Annotated in this window: 20 protein-coding genes and 1 pseudogene; 5 read left to right on the forward strand and 16 right to left on the reverse strand. The window is 42.1% G+C overall.

The features are described 5' to 3' along the window. Positions 1-56 precede the first annotated feature (56 nt). A complete protein-coding gene (locus tag AB5I83_RS20630) occupies positions 57-1,271 on the forward strand; it encodes a M20 family metallopeptidase (protein ID WP_448978166.1) in 1,215 nt (404 codons plus the stop codon). Positions 1,272-1,402: 131 nt separating this feature from the next. Here AB5I83_RS20630 and AB5I83_RS20635 read toward each other — a convergent pair whose 3' ends face one another. Beyond that, complete coding sequence (locus AB5I83_RS20635; RefSeq protein ID WP_448978168.1) at positions 1,403-1,525, reverse strand: hypothetical protein; 123 nt, start codon at positions 1,523-1,525, stop codon at positions 1,403-1,405. A gap of 353 nt (positions 1,526-1,878) precedes the next feature. On the opposite strand from AB5I83_RS20635, the gene brnQ reads away from it, so the two are divergent. After that, positions 1,879-3,243 (forward strand): branched-chain amino acid transport system II carrier protein, encoded by a 1,365-nt coding sequence (brnQ, locus tag AB5I83_RS20640; protein ID WP_448978170.1) that lies wholly within the window; start codon positions 1,879-1,881, stop codon positions 3,241-3,243. 82 nt (positions 3,244-3,325) lie between these two features. On the opposite strand, the gene AB5I83_RS20645 is transcribed toward brnQ, so the two are convergent. The 6 genes and pseudogenes from AB5I83_RS20645 to AB5I83_RS20670 all read right to left on the reverse strand — a co-directional run bounded on the left by AB5I83_RS20645 (position 3,326) and on the right by AB5I83_RS20670 (position 6,534). Next, positions 3,326-3,448 (reverse strand): hypothetical protein, encoded by a 123-nt coding sequence (locus tag AB5I83_RS20645; protein ID WP_264163773.1) that lies wholly within the window; start codon positions 3,446-3,448, stop codon positions 3,326-3,328. Positions 3,449-3,672: 224 nt separating this feature from the next. Further along, positions 3,673-4,002 (reverse strand): annotated as a pseudogene (locus tag AB5I83_RS20650) (redoxin domain-containing protein); the annotation flags it as partial. 15 nt (positions 4,003-4,017) lie between these two features. Continuing rightward, positions 4,018-4,185: a hypothetical protein gene (locus tag AB5I83_RS20655; protein ID WP_448978172.1), complete on the reverse strand. Its 168-nt coding sequence runs from the start codon at positions 4,183-4,185 to the stop codon at positions 4,018-4,020. Between the two features lie 77 nt (positions 4,186-4,262). After that, positions 4,263-4,997 (reverse strand): amino acid ABC transporter ATP-binding protein, encoded by a 735-nt coding sequence (locus AB5I83_RS20660; RefSeq protein ID WP_448978174.1) that lies wholly within the window; start codon positions 4,995-4,997, stop codon positions 4,263-4,265. Between the two features lie 24 nt (positions 4,998-5,021). Continuing rightward, positions 5,022-5,723, reverse strand: a complete 702-nt coding sequence (locus tag AB5I83_RS20665; RefSeq protein ID WP_226647522.1) for an amino acid ABC transporter permease — start codon at positions 5,721-5,723, stop codon at positions 5,022-5,024. Further along, positions 5,710-6,534, reverse strand: coding sequence for an amino acid ABC transporter substrate-binding protein (locus tag AB5I83_RS20670; protein WP_167834392.1), 825 nt, complete (start codon positions 6,532-6,534; stop codon positions 5,710-5,712). The genes AB5I83_RS20665 and AB5I83_RS20670 overlap by 14 nt, the downstream gene beginning before the upstream one ends. Positions 6,535-6,880: 346 nt before the next feature. Between AB5I83_RS20670 and AB5I83_RS20675 the strand changes: the two genes are divergently transcribed. After that, entirely contained in the window at positions 6,881-7,051 is a 171-nt protein-coding gene (locus AB5I83_RS20675) for a hypothetical protein (RefSeq protein WP_167834393.1), read from the forward strand. Between the two features lie 60 nt (positions 7,052-7,111). Here the strand turns inward: AB5I83_RS20675 and AB5I83_RS20680 are convergent, their stop codons facing one another. The 7 genes from AB5I83_RS20680 to AB5I83_RS20710 all read right to left on the reverse strand — a co-directional run bounded on the left by AB5I83_RS20680 (position 7,112) and on the right by AB5I83_RS20710 (position 13,926). Next, positions 7,112-7,846: a C39 family peptidase gene (locus AB5I83_RS20680; RefSeq protein WP_448978176.1), complete on the reverse strand. Its 735-nt coding sequence runs from the start codon at positions 7,844-7,846 to the stop codon at positions 7,112-7,114. Between the two features lie 80 nt (positions 7,847-7,926). Beyond that, positions 7,927-8,169, reverse strand: coding sequence for a hypothetical protein (locus AB5I83_RS20685; protein ID WP_448978178.1), 243 nt, complete (start codon positions 8,167-8,169; stop codon positions 7,927-7,929). Between the two features lie 136 nt (positions 8,170-8,305). Then, positions 8,306-9,817: a tripartite tricarboxylate transporter permease gene (locus tag AB5I83_RS20690; RefSeq protein ID WP_448978180.1), complete on the reverse strand. Its 1,512-nt coding sequence runs from the start codon at positions 9,815-9,817 to the stop codon at positions 8,306-8,308. Positions 9,818-9,831: 14 nt separating this feature from the next. Then, positions 9,832-10,290 (reverse strand): tripartite tricarboxylate transporter TctB family protein, encoded by a 459-nt coding sequence (locus AB5I83_RS20695; protein ID WP_448978182.1) that lies wholly within the window; start codon positions 10,288-10,290, stop codon positions 9,832-9,834. Between the two features lie 130 nt (positions 10,291-10,420). Then, positions 10,421-11,431, reverse strand: a complete 1,011-nt coding sequence (locus AB5I83_RS20700; protein ID WP_448978184.1) for a tripartite tricarboxylate transporter substrate binding protein — start codon at positions 11,429-11,431, stop codon at positions 10,421-10,423. A 177-nt stretch (positions 11,432-11,608) separates the two neighbouring features. Next, entirely contained in the window at positions 11,609-12,280 is a 672-nt protein-coding gene (locus AB5I83_RS20705) for a response regulator (protein ID WP_448978186.1), read from the reverse strand. Positions 12,281-12,324: 44 nt separating this feature from the next. Next, on the reverse strand, positions 12,325-13,926 hold the full coding sequence (locus AB5I83_RS20710; RefSeq protein ID WP_448978188.1) for an ATP-binding protein: 1,602 nt from the start codon (positions 13,924-13,926) through the stop codon (positions 12,325-12,327). Positions 13,927-14,586: 660 nt separating this feature from the next. Here AB5I83_RS20710 and AB5I83_RS20715 point away from each other — a divergent pair. Then, positions 14,587-15,579, forward strand: a complete 993-nt coding sequence (locus AB5I83_RS20715) for an LLM class flavin-dependent oxidoreductase (RefSeq protein WP_448978190.1) — start codon at positions 14,587-14,589, stop codon at positions 15,577-15,579. A gap of 169 nt (positions 15,580-15,748) precedes the next feature. Here AB5I83_RS20715 and AB5I83_RS20720 read toward each other — a convergent pair whose 3' ends face one another. Continuing rightward, positions 15,749-15,877: a hypothetical protein gene (locus AB5I83_RS20720; protein ID WP_264163776.1), complete on the reverse strand. Its 129-nt coding sequence runs from the start codon at positions 15,875-15,877 to the stop codon at positions 15,749-15,751. Positions 15,878-16,015: 138 nt separating this feature from the next. Here AB5I83_RS20720 and AB5I83_RS20725 point away from each other — a divergent pair, with 138 nt between their 5' ends. Then, on the forward strand, positions 16,016-16,339 hold the full coding sequence (locus AB5I83_RS20725) for a BC1872 family protein (protein WP_448978192.1): 324 nt from the start codon (positions 16,016-16,018) through the stop codon (positions 16,337-16,339). Positions 16,340-16,379: 40 nt separating this feature from the next. Here AB5I83_RS20725 and cydS read toward each other — a convergent pair whose 3' ends face one another. Next, entirely contained in the window at positions 16,380-16,478 is a 99-nt protein-coding gene (cydS, locus tag AB5I83_RS20730; RefSeq protein ID WP_396654820.1) for a cytochrome bd oxidase small subunit CydS, read from the reverse strand. Positions 16,479-16,480: the final 2 nt, after the last annotated feature.

The raw sequence follows: 16,480 nt of genomic DNA on the forward strand, positions 1-16,480 counted from the left end.
GTTGCATAAGTTAGATCAGAAACTTCCATTTAAATAGAACTCAAGGAGGATGCAGGATGACCACACCAGTTAAAGCACTTCAGGAATTAAAGGATATTATTACAGAATACGTCGAGCTTAATAAGGAACTTTACTTATCAGCCAGCCATGAAATCCATGAAAGACCGGAAATCGGCAATGAAGAATATTTCGCATCTGCGCGGCTCATCAAGGTTTTAGAGGATGAAGGTTTTGAAGTTGAAAGAGCGGTAGCGGGACATGAAACATCCTTTGTTGCACGTAAAAAGTCTGAAAAAGCTGGACCATCGATCGCCTTTCTGGCAGAATATGATGCCCTTCCAGGGTTAGGCCATGCTTGCGGCCATAACATCATTGGCACGACAAGTGTTGCCGCTGCTATTGCACTTAGCAAGGTGCTTGAGGAAACTGGCGGTGAAGCTGTCGTTTTTGGAACGCCTGCCGAGGAGGGCGGCCCAAACGGAAGCGCTAAAGGAAGCTTTGTAAAGCATGGCCTTGTTGAAGGAATCGATGCAGCCTTAATGCTGCACCCTTCTGGACAAACAAGATTGACAACGTCTTCCCTTGCTGTTGATCCACTCGACTTTGAATTTATCGGCAAGCCAGCTCATGCGGCCGCATCGCCTCATGAAGGTATTAATGCATTGGATGCGGTGATCCAGCTTTTCAATGGAATTAATGCCCTAAGACAGCAGCTTACCGTTGATGTGAGAATTCATGGAATCATTACCCATGGTGGTGATGCACCGAACATCATTCCTGAATACGCAAAAGCAAGGTTCTTCATCCGGGCTGCAACACGGAGCGGATTAAATGAAGTGACCCGCCGTGTCAAAGCAGTCGCAGAGGGTGCAGCCAAGGCTACAGGTGCAAAGCTGAATGTTATCGCCTTCCAAAATGAAGTTGATAATCTTCTATTGAATGATCGATATAATGAAGTATTTAAAACTGTAATCGAAGAACTGGGGGAAACAGTTGCAACCGATGAAAGGGGCGGAATTGGCTCAACTGATGCCGGCAATATTAGCCAGGTGGTGCCAACCATTCACCCTTATATCAAAATTGGACCTGATAAACTCGTTGCCCATACTGTTCCATTCCGGGAAGCAGCCGCTTCTCAACAGGGGGATGAGGCCTTGCTTAAAGGAGCAAAAGCACTTGCTTTGACAGCTTTGCAATTGATCACAGACCGTGAATTACTAACAGATATCAAGGCTGAGTTTGAGCTAAGAAATGCTGCGGAAAATAAGTAATATTCATTGACTTCAAATGAGCCCCTTGCAAATAGCAAGGGTTCTTTTTTATGATTGAATTCAGCTATCCTGGTTGAGAGCCGGATGGCCATCTTAATATATTCAACTTAAATAAAAGAACAGAAGCAAGCCTACTTCTGTTCTTCTGATCTTGCCACACTGATTAAGAAGTCGATTGCTTCCATTTCTTCTCTGGTCAGATACTGTCCAATCTCTGGATTCTTCAAAATGGCTTCCGCTTGTTCAATGGTCATTAGATTATCTCCTGAACTAAAATTCAACCCTCTATACTATCGGTTGAGAATAGGTGTTTTTAATAGACACTTACAACAAATACCTGTTCGATTGACTCAAACACCGAGTGCCTTTCCTATATTCAAAAAATACTAAAAATTTAATTGACTTGTGGATAGTTAGTATATATAGTAGTGTGTATTATTCTTCTTTTGGGTTGCATGAAAAGAAAGACTGGATGATTTTGTGATGGATTGAACAAGTCTCAACTGTCTTCCCATGAGTTTAATAATTTTTAGAAATATCTCCTGATCCAACTAAAAAAATGCTTGAATCAGAAATCACAACATCAAGAAAAGGAGACAAGTGAATTATGCAGCAAAAAATTTCTTTTTCAACCTATGCTCTGATTGGGACCATGCTATTCGGAATGTACTTCGGAGCGGGGAATCTGATTTTTCCAATTCAACTAGGACAACTGGCAGGCACGAACTTCTGGCCAGCATTAATTGGCTTCCTGGTAACAGCTATTGGTCTCCCTTTTTTAGGCATACTGGCTATAGGCCTTTCGGGAAGTACTGGGCTGCGTGATTTAGCCAGCAGGGTGCACCCTCTTTTCGGCATCGGCTTTGCCACAGTTCTTTACTTGACAATTGGACCCTTTTTCGCGATTCCAAGAACAGCCACTGTTCCGTTCGTTGTTGGTTTTGAACCCTACATTGCTCAAGGACAAACTGGTTTATGGCTGGGGATTTTCAGTTTTGTTTTCTTCGCCATCGTTTACTTTTTCTCATTGCATCCTGCGAAGGTCATGGATTATATCGGAAAATATCTGACACCTGCTTTTCTCGTATTTTTATTTATATTAATAGGCATTTCCGTCATCAAGCCAATGGGCAGCTTTGGGCAACCGAACGGTGCCTATACCAATTTGGCTTTTATTACAGGCTTCAAAGAGGGCTATAATACAATGGATGCCCTTGCATCCCTGGCATTCGGGATTGTTGTCATCAATGCCATTAAAGGGCAAGGAATTACCTCCACGAAGGATATTGCCAAAGCAACATGGAAATCCGGTATCTTCGCAATGGCATTGATGATGCTTCTATATGGACTCATAACATATATGGGCGCCTCGAGCGTATTGGCTATTGGAACATTCGAAAATGGCGGACAAATTTTCACAGCAGTTGCCCAACACTATTTTGGGCCATTCGGGACCATCCTGCTTGCGATCATCATTGTACTGGCATGTTTAAAAACAAGCATTGGGTTAATTACGGCATGCAGCGAGTTTTTTCATGATCTATTGCCAAAGGTTTCTTACCAAAGATTTGTGCTGCTTCTTTGCATCGTTTCTTTCACAATCGCGAACTTTGGTTTGAACAATATCATCCAATTTGCTGTACCGGTTTTGATGTTCCTTTATCCATTAGCAATTATCCTTATCTTATTAACTCTGATGTCCCCGCTTTTCGGGAATAAGCAAAGCGTATATGCCGCTTCAATTGCGATGACATTCTTTGTGAGTTTTTTTGATGGGTATAACGCATTGGTGTCTAATCTGCCAAATATAAATATTTCATTATTTAACTCTGTAACGTCACTATATACAGACCTTCTTCCATTGTACGGTATTGGTCTTGGATGGATCATTCCCGCATTACTCGGTGCTGCAGTGGGTTATTTTTTACCTAAAGCTCCATTACAGATGAAAAAACATCAAAAAGAACTGTAGATTTCTCTGCAGTTCTTTTTGGTTTTCTAATGTATCGTCTTCATAAATTTATCAATGGATGTCCCAAACATTTAATGGGAAATCATTTATTTTGTTTTCTTTGAGCTTTTAATGCTACCTTTTCAAACCCATTTCCTCTTTCCTCTGCAAATTCAATATCCGCTTTTGGAAGAGCTTTATCATGCTTAGGTTTTTTCTTAGCCATTTGCTTCACCACCTTTTTCAACTCTAGTTAAAAAGCTTGTATGGATATACCCTTTTGACATCCACATTTTTAGTTTGTGTTTCTTTTCCGGGGCTATGCTTTTAGTTCCGGGTAACCAAGTACTCAATTAATTGAACTGTTTTATCGTAAATCCTACCTATCAGCCAATAAAAATGCTGCCGATCCATGGAACCGGCAGCATTTTTTATAGAATTCAGCAAAAATCACTTTGAATGGCTATTATATTCTTCCTTTATTTCTTTCACTGTTTGATTGAATTGTTCGCCCCAATGATCATTGACTGTTTGGAAAATGACATTTCCTTTTTCATCCAGCAGTCCATATCCCCTGTAGGCTACATCTCCATTTTTCATGTCAAAGTGCTCTATCATTTTCAGATCAGGATCAGAAATGAAAGATAAACTTTTGCCGTATTTCCCCGCCAAAGCATCGTATAATTCTCGTTGTTGTTCAGGCGTATCTTTACTGATAATATACATATTTACATCCAGATCTTTTAATTGATCAAGATTTTCATGCAACTGAACCAGCTGCTGTTGGCAAAGTGTTCAGGTGTACGTGGTAATGAAAAAGAAGAGTGTTGGTTTTTCCTGCGGGAAAGTAATTTCCTTCTGGTCCTGATTCAACAATGTCATGCTTCCTTCTAATTTTGTTTGTCCGCATCCTGCCAGGACCAGGACCGACAAGAGCATAAATAATATGATTTTTGCTTTCATGGGTATCTCCCTATTCGATTATCTGGTTTTTAAAAATACTATTATTAGTTCATCCATAGGTTTTCAAAACTGCTGTCTTACTGAATCATCCGCAAAAATTGTTTTGTGCGGTCAGCTGTTGGATTGGTGAAAATGCTGTCAGGAGCTCCCCGTTCAACGATCACACCGCCGTCCATAAAGATCACTTCATCTGCCGCTTCCTGGGCAAATCGCATTTCATGAGTGACAACGACCATTGTCATGCCTTCGTTTGCCAGATCCTTCATTACTTTTAACACTTCGCCAACAAGCTCAGGGTCCAGGGCAGATGTCGGCTCGTCAAACAGCATGACTTCCGGCTCCATCGCCAGTGCCCTGGCAATTCCCACACGCTGCTGCTGGCCGCCTGACAGTTGAAATGGATAATAATCCATTTTGTCAGAAAGTCCTACCTTTTCGAGAAAGAATGCTGCTTTCTGGCGAGCCTTATCCTTCGTTTCTTTTTTTACGGTCAAAGGACCTTCCATAACATTCTCCAATGCCGTCATATGCGGGAATAGATTATAACCTTGGAAAACCATACCGGTAAGACGACGGAACGAAGAGATAGATTTTGGTGAAACCTTTGTAGAAAAGTCAATCTTCTGCCCGCCAATAGAAATTCTACCTTCTGTTGGTGTTTCAAGGACATTCAGGCAGCGCAGAAAGGTAGTCTTGCCGGATCCTGATGGACCGATAATGACCACGACTTTCCCTTTATCAATTTCAAGATCAAGACCTTTTAACACTTCCAGCTGGTCAAAAGATTTTTTTAAACCTTTAATAGAGATCATACAAATCCTCCTTACACACTCAATCTAGCGAGAAACATATCGGTCCAGTCGATTTTCAATTCTTCCCTGAACAATGGAAAGGATAAAGCAGATAACCCAATAAATAAGCGCTGCTTCCGTATAGAGAAGAAGAAACTCATAATTTGTAGTCGCGATTTCCTGTGCTCGCCGAAACATTTCGGTCAACAGAATCATCGATGCAAGAGAGGTATCTTTAACCAAACTAATGAAAGTATTGGACAGGGGTGGAATGGATACCCTTGCAGCCTGAGGGATAATAATTCTCCTCAATACCTGCCTGTTGCTCATTCCGATCGAATATCCCGCCTCCCATTGACCTTTAGGTATTGAAAGAATGGCTGCCCTTATGATTTCAGACGCATAGGCACCAACATTCAGGCTAAATCCGATGATTGCAGACGGCCATGGATCCAGTGTAATTCCAATGGTAGGCAAACCATAGAACAAGATGAATAACTGAACCAATAAAGGTGTCCCTCTGATTGCGGATACATAAATCCTGGCAATCATCTGCAGAATTTTCACATCTGAGATCCTGGCTAGTGCAGTTAAGACGGCTAGTCCTAATCCACAAATAAAGGAAATCAGTGTTAAAGGGATTGTATAAAAAATAGCCCCCTGTAATAGGGGGACAACTGAATTTTGGGCAATTTCCATCAGTCTTGCCAACCTTTCAGGGTCAGCCAGTATATTATTCAAGTACATTTTCACCAAACCATTTCGAGGAGATTTTGTCATAGGTACCATCTGCTACCATATCCGCAAGTGCACCATTCACCGCTTCGACTAGAGTGTCACTGCCTTGTCTGAACATCAAACCGCTTTTGGAAGCATCTTCGCTCTCTGCAACTATTCTTACCTTTGCTTCTGGCTTAGCCTTTTTAAAGTCAAGGAAGGAAAGACTTTCATTGATCGTTGCATCAACTCGTTTCGATAAAATGAGTTCAATGGACTGATTAAAGCCATCAACACCAACAATTTCTGCTCCGTTTTCCCTTGCAATGTCAGCATAGTTGCTAGTCATGGACTGGGCAGCCTTTTTCCCTTTCAAATCTTCAAAACCTTTTAATTCAGTATTGTCTTCATGAGCAATCAATACTGCAGTAGAGGTGATATACGGTTTGGAGAATAAATACTTCTCCTCCCTTTCCGGTTTAATTCCCACCTGGTTTGCAACCATATCGAAACGCTTTGCATCAAGACCAGCAAACATGGCATCCCATTGAGTTTCTTTGAACTCCGCTTGAACCCCAAGTCTCTTAGCAACTTCTTTTGCAATTTCAACATCAAAGCCTGTTAGATTCCCGTCCTTGTCATGGAAAGTAAATGGAGGATAGGTACCTTCAGTTCCCACTAGGAGTTTCCCTTCTTTTTCTACCTTAGCAAGAACTGAGTTTTCTTCCTCAGTTGCATCGTTTCCTTGCAGCACTTCATCATCTTGCTCCTGTCCACCGCATCCAGATAGTAATAGAACTGCGGAAAGGATTAGAACAAATAAAAAGGAAAGTCTTTTCATTTTAATTCCTCCTATTCTAGTTGGTTTAATAAGATTTAATCATCATAATTCATTTTTCCTGGACAGTCAAAAAGTTTATCTCGTATTCCCTCAAGAAAAACATCCAGTCCTTATTAGTTACTTTCTCCAGTATGTAAAATAGCATTCCTGGATTAACAGAGATCAGTGTGATTTATTTGATCCAATCAGATGGAGAAAAACCAGATACAAATAATGATATGGATGCTATTTGAATTTTGCTCTCTTTAGTTCCAAAGTTAAGACGTTTACCCTGGTAATGAAGGGGTAATTTCTAGAATAATCATTCTAACCAAGCCAGAGATGCTTGGAAGAAAGGAGACTTGTTGTGAAAAAGAAGCTTTTTTATGGAATTCCACTGGCGCTTGCCATTTTTTTTAGCGGGTGTTCTGCGGAGACGGACCAGGAAAATGAACCACCGGTTGAAGATACTGAAAATGATGTGGAAGATGAGGATTTTAAACTGGATGATGATAAGTCAGACAGTGATGGGGAGTAACCCCTATGTGGCCGAAAAAAATGCTGTTCCTTCAAATCGGAAGGAACAGCATTTTCTTTTCTACTCTTTGTAAGTAATTGCCTGCTTTCCGAACTGCTCCCATCCAGCTACGAAGTCTTTTTTTGAGAGCTTCTCGTTTTTACCTTCCAGCGGATCATTAACATACACATGATCCTCGTCAAATCCAGTGAGCAATACCGAATGCCATTTGTATGTGATCCTTTCTTTGCCTTTTTTGGTGTTCCAAGTTTCCCAGTGCTTTTCAGGCACGACCGCAAAAGTACTTGGTACCAGTACCCATACTGGACGGCCATCTTGAATATGCTTCTCTACTTCTTTAAATCCTTCTCCCGTCAGGTCCAATATTTTTCCCGGAAGGTATTTCTCACCCAATTCTGCAACGGGACCATGATAGACTCCTAGCCCTGGCTCGTCCATTGTCTTCATATTACCTACAAACCCCTCACTCGGATGCCCCTTCTGCCCGTCTTTTTCAAATGGAACACGGTCAATTTCCTTCGATAGCTCCATCTTGCCAACATCCTTGCCCGCATGCTGTAAGAGCATAGCAAGTGATGTAACCTCGCAGCCTCGCTCTAATTCAGGCAATTGGGATATATGTGGAGCGTCAAGTGTCACTTTTGACTCACTGTCTTGCTTTGTATTTTTTTCATTGGAATTCTCCATCTCCGTGTATTGATTCCCATCAGAGGCATGGTCCTTGTCTGGAGGAGGACTATCTGCACCTGTACAGCCAGCGAGCATGATGACTAATGGTAAAATTGCTTTTCTCAACCTTTTTCTCTCCTTTTCAAAGTGAAATTTTAATAAAAAAACCTTAGAACCGAGACGGTTCTAAGGCCTTCCATCTTGCATTATTCTTCAACCGATTCTTCGATTGTTTCCTGTTCATCTTCAGTTAATTCTTCATCATTCTCAGTTGTGCCCTCTTCGGGTTCATCAGGGAATTCCTGGGTTCCATCTGGAGCCGGAGGAGCTTGTTCATCCTTTTCCATCACCGGATCCTCTTCAGGCGGCGGCTCTTCTTGTGCTCCGCAGCCGGCAAGCAATAGGCCAGTCCCAAACGTGACTGAAAGCAGTAAGTTTTTTGTCTTCATGTCGGCACTCCTTCCTATTCTTGTAATACCTTACTTATAGCCCTTCTGAGTGCAGATAAACATTTCTGCGAGAATACAGAAGACTGAGGCCCTGCAATAAAAAGCTGCAAACCAGGTGGCTTGCAGCTTTCCATGTTTATAAAGGTTTTCCTGCATCACTATTTGCATTAACCTTTTTTCGCCCTGTTACCAGCGGAACTAAAATAGTCAGCAAGCTCACAATGATCAGCGTCAGTGCGATTGGCTTATCCATGAAGATGCCCAGGCTTCCGTTTGATATTGTCAGCGTTTGCCTGAAGGCTTGTTCCATCATTCCACCAAGGATAAAGGCCAGAATAAATGGTGCCGCCGGAAACGAGAACATCCTCATCAGGAATCCAATGATTCCAAATGCGACTAGCATATACAGATCAAAGGTATTGAAGCTGATGGCATATACTCCAATCAAGCTGAAGATGATCACAAGTGAAATCAATAGCGGCCGTGGTATCCTGAGTACCCTCGCGATGTAAGGAATCAATGGAAGGTTAAGGATCAATAGAAAAATGTTCCCGACATACATACTCGCAATGATCCCCCAAAATACTTCTGGACGGTCTTGAATCAACAATGGACCTGGCTGTACACCGAGTACTAAAAATGCTCCCAGCAGGACAGCTGTTGTTCCCGAACCTGGGATGCCCAGGCTGAGCAGCGGAACGAATGCTCCTCCTGTAGCAGCATTATTCGCTGTTTCAGGCGCTGCCAAGCCTTTTATAGAACCTTTCCCAAATTCTTCTGGTTTTTTGGCCAGCTTCTTTTCGGTGATATAAGCAATGAACGAAGCGATTGTTGCTCCAGCCCCTGGCAAGACACCGATAAGGAAGCCCAGGAAAGACTGCCTCGCCATCGGCCCGCTCATTTCCTTTACATCTTCCTTCGACAAACGAAGGCTGCCAATCTCTTTATTGTCACTCGTTGAACTGTCTTTTCGATTCAAGACGAGTGTACTGACTTCTGCAAGAGCAAATAATCCAAGCGCGATGACCAGGAAGTCAATACCCTCAAGTAGATTAGGATTCCCGAAAGTGAACCTGCTTGTCCCTGTCTGACTGTCAATCCCGATTGTCACGACCATGAAACCAAGCGTCGCTGAGATGAATGCCTTGATGGTTGACCCATCAGACAAACTTGAAATGGCAGTCAGGCCCAGGAACATGAGGGCAAAGTATTCTGCTGGACCGAACGATACTGCCACAGCTGATAAAATTGGCGTGAATAACATGAGCAGAATGACACTGACTGTTCCCCCTGTAAAAGAGGCAATTGCCGCAATGGCCAGCGCCTTTCCTGCTTTCCCTTGCTGGGCCATCGGATATCCATCAAACGCTGTTGCGACTGTCCCGGCAACACCCGGTGCGTTTAGAAGTATGGAGGAACTTGAACCTCCAAAAATTGCACCATAATAAACACCGGCCATCATGACCAATGCTACCGTCGGATCCATCGTGTAAGTGATCGGGATCATGATCGCGATCGCACTGATTGGACCCAATCCTGGCATCATTCCGATGAATGTACCTACAAAAACACCGATAAATACAAACAGGATTCCCTCCAAGCTAAAAGCTACTTGAAATCCTGACATTAAACCTTGAAATGCATCCATGATCGACCCTCCTTTTACAACGGGATAATTCCTGCTGGCAGATTAATTTTTAAAAGATAGTTGAATAGTCCATATATAACTAGAGAAAATGCAACCGATACAATTGCATTGGCTACATGCTTTTTATATCCGAGGAATATTGAACATCCAAAAATAAATAAGGCAGTCATGAGTAAAAACCCGACGATTTCTAATAGAAAAATATAAATTAAGATGAAAACAAGAACGGACAATAATAATAAAACATTCTCTTTGGTAATGGTTCGCTTAAGCTTTTCCGCTTCAGTCTCTTCTTTTTTATCAAAATATAAAAGAACGGCGAAAAACAGCAATAGCAATCCTAAACCCTTAGGCACGACATCCGCATCGATGATGGCGTTGGGGTATTTCGGCAGATTATAGCTTAATACCAAATAGAAACCTGCTAGAATTGCCAGGATGACGGCGATTTTTTGATTGATCCTGCTTAGCATTGGTGGTCACCTCTTTTAATAGAATGAAAGATAGAACAGGCATGACTGCTCTATCTTTCGAATTGGCTCTTTCGCACTTCAGTCAGAAATCTCTTGAAAAAGAGCCCTGAATTAAGTTCCTTGCCGAGAGTTAGCGAGCCAACCCTAACTCTTCAAGAAGCTTTTGCATGTCTTCTGCTTCTTTTTTCAAGAACTCGCTGTACTCTTCGCTATCCATGTAAAGTTCGCCCCAGCCATACTTTTTGCGGATTTCATCCCATGCTGGAGAGTCGCTTAACTCCTTGAATTTCTCTTCATAATACTTAACGGCAGCAGGATCCATTCCAGATGGTCCGAAGAAGCCTCTCCAGTTTACAAACGTTTCATCAATTCCCTGTTCCTTTGCAGTTTGGAAGTCTGATAGGACTTCTCCTTCCAATCTTTCCTCAGAAGTGATGCCAAGGACCTTGATTTTGCCTGCTCTTACTTGTTCGATTGTTTCAGCAACACCAGTTGTATAAACATCAACACTTCCATTTAATACAGCTGTTAAACCGCCTGCATCAGGGTCAGAAATATACTTGATTTTTGTTACATCAACGCCCGCGGCCTTAGCAATTTTCACGAACTGCATATGGTCCATGCTGCCTGGTGATGACGTTCCAATAACGCTGACGCTTGCTGGATCCTTCTTCATGTCTTCGAAAAGATCGTTCAGGTCATTCCATTTTGCATCCGCTTTAACAACGAAAGCACCATAGTCTGCGATTACGTTCGCTAGCGGAGTGAAGTCTTCATACCCGTATTCCGACTGCCCGTTTAAAGGCACCAAAATTAATGGCGGTGAAGCTACGAACATATTGTGCTCGCTATCTTTCTTACCAGCAATATAAGCCCAGCCAATCGCTCCCCCTCCACCTGCTTTGTTCACTACCGGCAGGCGCTGATCAATGATTTTCTCCTGTTCGAAAACTTGTGAAGCCATACGAGCAGTTGTATCCCAACCACCGCCAGGTCCAGCTGGGGCTGTAATTTCAATCGGCTGAGTCGGTTTCCATTCCCCATTTTCCCCTGTAGCACTGCCCTCGCCAGATGACTGGTTCGAACATCCTGCTGCCAGCAGCATTGTGAACGCTGCAGCCGTCGCTAAAAACTTTTTCATTATGTTTCCCCCTTATAAATCTTCTTCCATCCTTATCCGCTATATTAATTCAGAATAATTAAAATGTAACCGTTTACAATTTTACTTCCATAAAAAACTTTGTGGCTGTTTTGTTCATTTTGTTCACGGGAGCGGAATCGATTACATAAAAAAACATCTCCCGTAAAAGGAGATGTCTTAAACCATATAGTATTTCCGCTCTGGTCTTCCAACGATTCCGTATTCTAATTCAGCTCTAGCTTTCCCTATGGAAATTAAATATTCCAAATACCTTCTGGCTGTCGTTCTTGAAGCGCCTAACTGCTCACCTAAAAGCTCAGCATTTATGCCGCTTGAAAGCATGCTCAAGGTTTCTTCGACTTTTCCAAGAGTTAAAGGGTCGATTCCTTTTGGCAGAAGGTCGGTTACCGGTTCAGCTTGCCCGCCAGTGATCACCTTGTCGATGATTTCCTGATTGAATTCCTCATTGGATTCCATCAATCGCCTGCGCCTGACCACCTTTTCCATAGCTTCCCTGAATCGTTCGAAAGTGGCTGGCTTGACGATATAATCTACTACTCCATTGCGGATTGAGGGCTCCACCACTTTCCGTTCTGTAGAAGCAGTAATCAAGATAATATCCAAATTCTCGAATCGTTTTCTTAAGGCTGGCAGTATGGATACACCGTTTTTGTCGGGAAGATAATTATCCAGCAACAACACATCTACTTCTTTAGTTTCCAGCAGTTCTATCGCTTCCCTGGCATTCAATGCTTTACCTGCGACCGTGACTCCCTCGATTTTTTCTAAAAACTGTTCATGGATTGACGCAACCCTGAAATCATCTTCTGCAATAGCTGCCTTGATCATTCCACCACCCCTTTTCCCTGTTAGATGTCCAATCTTCGATAAGTCTAATTTGCAGTAATGAATCTCTTTTTCGGCAGGTAAACGGTCAATACCGATCCCTTGGCAGGCTTGGACTCTATCTCAATGTTCCCATCCAATTTGACTAGCGCCTGCTTAACGATTGCCAGGCCGTATCCACGATTTTCTTCCCCTTTTGTAGAAAAACCCGTCTCAAATATCTTATCTGTCTCATTGAGTGAAATCCCTGATCCATTGTCGTATACTTCAATGATCAAATCCTCACCCAGGTCAATCGCAAAAAATGTCACTTCACCATCTTTATTTCCTTCCACAGCATCAAAGGCATTGTCAATGAGATTTCCGATGATCGATATAACATCTGTGTAGGGAATATGTGCGGGCAGCGGACCCATACTGCTATTCTCATCTATAAGGAAATGAATTTTTTTCTCTGAAGCTTTCCCTAGTTTACCTAATAAAAGTGCCTGTATTTTCGTATCGAATATTTGGTCAAAAATGATTTTATTTTGACTTTCATGAACTTCTGATTCTGCCTGAATCATTTTTATAGCCTCATCATGCTTACCCAATTGAAGCAAACCTGATATCACATAAAGCTTGTTGGAAAATTCATGTGTTTGTGCCCGTAAATCCTCTGAATACCTTTGTACTTCGCTCAAAGTTTCGAGCATTTTATTGATCTCAGTTTTATCTCGGAATGTAGATACCACACCGATCACTACACCATTTTCAATGATTGGAGTTCGATTGATGATCATATCTCTATTCCTTAACCTGATTTCGTGATCACGATCGGGCTCTCCTGATTTCAGTACACGATACACACCGGTATTGGGGATGATACTTTCAATCTTTTGATTCACAATGTCTTCTTGAATATCCAATAGTTCTTTAGCAGACTGATTAATCATTGTTATGTATCCATTTTTATCAACTGAGATAATGCCTTCTTTTATGGAATAAAGGATGGCATTTCGCTCAAGATACAGGGACGTCATCTCATGCGGCTCCAGGCCTAAGGTTGTCCTCCGAATATTCTTAGCCAAAAGATAGCTTGCAAGTATACCGATCATGACGACGATCAGGGAAATGAAACCTATTTCTTTTCCTCTCTGAAAAGCATCCTCCCTTAAGTCAGCAATCATATAGCCTACTGATACGATGCCGACAATCTCACCTTGCTGATTCCGAATCGGGCCTTTTCCCCTGATTGACTGTCCTAGTGAACCTTTCGCCTTAGAGATATAAAATTCACCTTTTAATGCCGGGCTGTTATCGCCTCCTATCATTGTCAATCCAAGTTTCTTCTCATCTGGATGAGCATATCTCAGTCCATCTTTATTCCCGATAACGATGAATTGGGCCCCAGTTTCCCGTCTAATTTGATTCATGAGTGGCTGAAGAGTCTTCGAGGGATCCTCCTCCTCAAAAGCTCTAATTACGGTAGGCATTGATGATACCGTTCTTGCTAATTGAAGAGCCTGGTTTCCCCTTTGCTTTTCAACCTGCTTGTATTCAATCACCAGTGATATCGCCAGGAAAATGAAGATGATAAACACTGTATTAATAATGTTTGAGCCGATGATTTTTGTTTGCAGGGACATTTGATGCTTTTTCTGTTTCATGACTCCCCCGATGAAATTTATTATAAATCTATTAATATTCTAATAATTTTCGCTATTCTTGTCACCCTAATCTATCAAGTTTGCAGACCATGGCACTTATTTTACATTGATGATGGATAAGAATTAATGCTGTAAAAAGGGCGATAGCCCAAGTGTATAATCCTAGCTGGCGTTAGTTTGTATGTACATGGCCAGGGAATACTGTTAAAGAGCTACATTGGAAAACCTCGATTGACCATTTTGCCTTTGAAAGAGCTCTATCGGACAATTCCATCGGCCTTTTCACAATTTCTGTCCGTTAGAAGGCTCTATCGGACATTTCCATCAACCTTTTCACAATTTTTGTCCGTTAGAAGAGCTCTATCGGACATTTCCATCGCCTTTCCGCAGTTTTTATCCGTTAGAAGAGCTCTATCGGACATTTCCATCGGCCTTTTCGCAATTTCTGTCCGTTAGAATGGCTCTATTGGACATTTCCATCAATCTTTTCACAATTTTTGTCCGTTAGAATGGCTCTATCGGACATTTCCGTTAATCTTTTCACAGTTTTTGTCCGTTAGAAGAGCTCAAGCGTTCTTTAATAGTTAGTGGCCATTAGTATCCACTTTTTCACAAATTGTTTTTATAGTGGAGAAAGCAACCATATAGCGGGGTGTTAATATGAAATTGAGCGTACTTGACCAATCTGTTATCAGCAAGGGGGATACTGCTGGCCAAGCGTTACGAAATACGGTGAAGTTGGCACAAATCACGGAAGACCTTGGATATACCAGGTTCTGGGTGGCTGAACATCATAATACCAATGGCATTGCTGGTTCTTCACCAGAAGTACTGATTTCCCACATTGCGTCAATGACGAAAAAAATCCGGGTGGGATCCGGAGGTGTGCTTCTCCCGCAATACAGTCCATATAAGGTCGCGGAAAATTTCAAGATGCTGGAGACCTTGTTCCCAAATCGGATTGACGCTGGACTCGGACGGTCTCCTGGCGGGTCAGCGACAACAAGGCTTGCCTTGACTGATGGGCTGAGGAAGAGCTTAAACGAATTTCCGAGACAGGTTAAAGACTTTCAGGGATTTTTAAGAAATGAATTATCCAGAGACCATCCATATCATCAGGTCAAAGCCTATCCTGAGGGATTAGGTTCTACTGAATTATGGTTATTAGGCATTACTCATCGTGGTGCAAGACTTGCTGCAGAACTAGGAACAGCTTTTACATACGGTCATTTCATTACGCCTGTTAATGGCAAAAGGTCACTAGAACAATATTATCGGGAGTTTCAGCCTTCAGCATTACTTCATAAGCCTAAAGCAAATGTCTGTGTTTTCGTCGTTTGCGCAGAAACAGAGGAAAAGGCTGAAGAATTAGCCTTGAGCCAGGATTTATGGCTTTTGCGGGTTGAAAAAGGAATGGACACCAGAATTCCCTCGCTGGAAGAGGCAAAAAATGCTCCGCTTACTCCTAGCGACCGCTCCAAGATCTTGGAAAATCGAAAGCGGATGATCATTGGCACTCCAGCAAAAGTGAAGGACGAACTTTTGAGGCTTGGTGAGGTGTACAGAACTGATGAATTCATGATAATCAATAATCTGTATAGCTTTGAAGAAAAGGTGAATACCTATGCTTTGTTGGCTGACTCTCTGCTTTAATTGGCTTCCTGAAAGGGGGAGAACCCCCTTTCCATTATTCCTTTAAATCTTTTTTAGTCATCCCGCTTCGAATATTCACATCTTTGGAGATGTTATGCTCTTTATTGTTAGGGTATTTGTTTTTCCGTTCGCGGTTGTCATTGCGATTTGTCATGGCGATCCCTCTTTCCTATTTTTTTCGGCTCTTTCCAGAATTGATGTCCTGGTCATTTCCTAATTCACCGTTTGTCCGGCCTTTTTCTTTGGCGATTTTTCCGCCGAGCCTTACATTTGGCTGGCTGATTTCTTTTTCATTCATGTTTGTCACCCCCAGTTTTAAGATGCTCAAATTTCAGATAAAAATTTATTTTCATTGCGCCTTATCTCTGTTATGCAATATAATGATTTTAAATAAACTGTTATATAACAATATTTTATAAAGGAGAGGGAGAAAGCAATGACGAAAACGGATGCGATTGCACGGAGGATATTAGGATGGAAGCTGAACAGATGGGACCGCTGGTTCGATTATGAAAAAGGTGTTTTCATTAATGACTCTGAATTCCAGCCGGAACAGAACCTGGTTGACGCTATGCTGATTGTCGAGCGATTGGAGAAACTGGGCTATAGCTTTTCATCCAATGGTGTTTCCGAGGCTGCTTTTAACCAATTCAAAGGAACTGGGAAAAATCTGCCTGAAGCCATCACGAATGCTGCCTATGCCATCATTGAAAATGACTCAGTCGTCTCAAGTTCATCTTTGTGGCGCAAGCTTTCGTAATCCACAGAAAAAGAGCTGTCATCATGACAGCTCTTTGAATTTATTCAACCTTTTCGTCCTTCCCTGCCAGCCAGAATGACGCGGCAATCGATGCAATAATGACAATGAAAGGAGCATAAAACATTGTGAATTCAGCCATTT

Source organism: Mesobacillus sp. LC4 (genome assembly GCF_053543455.1).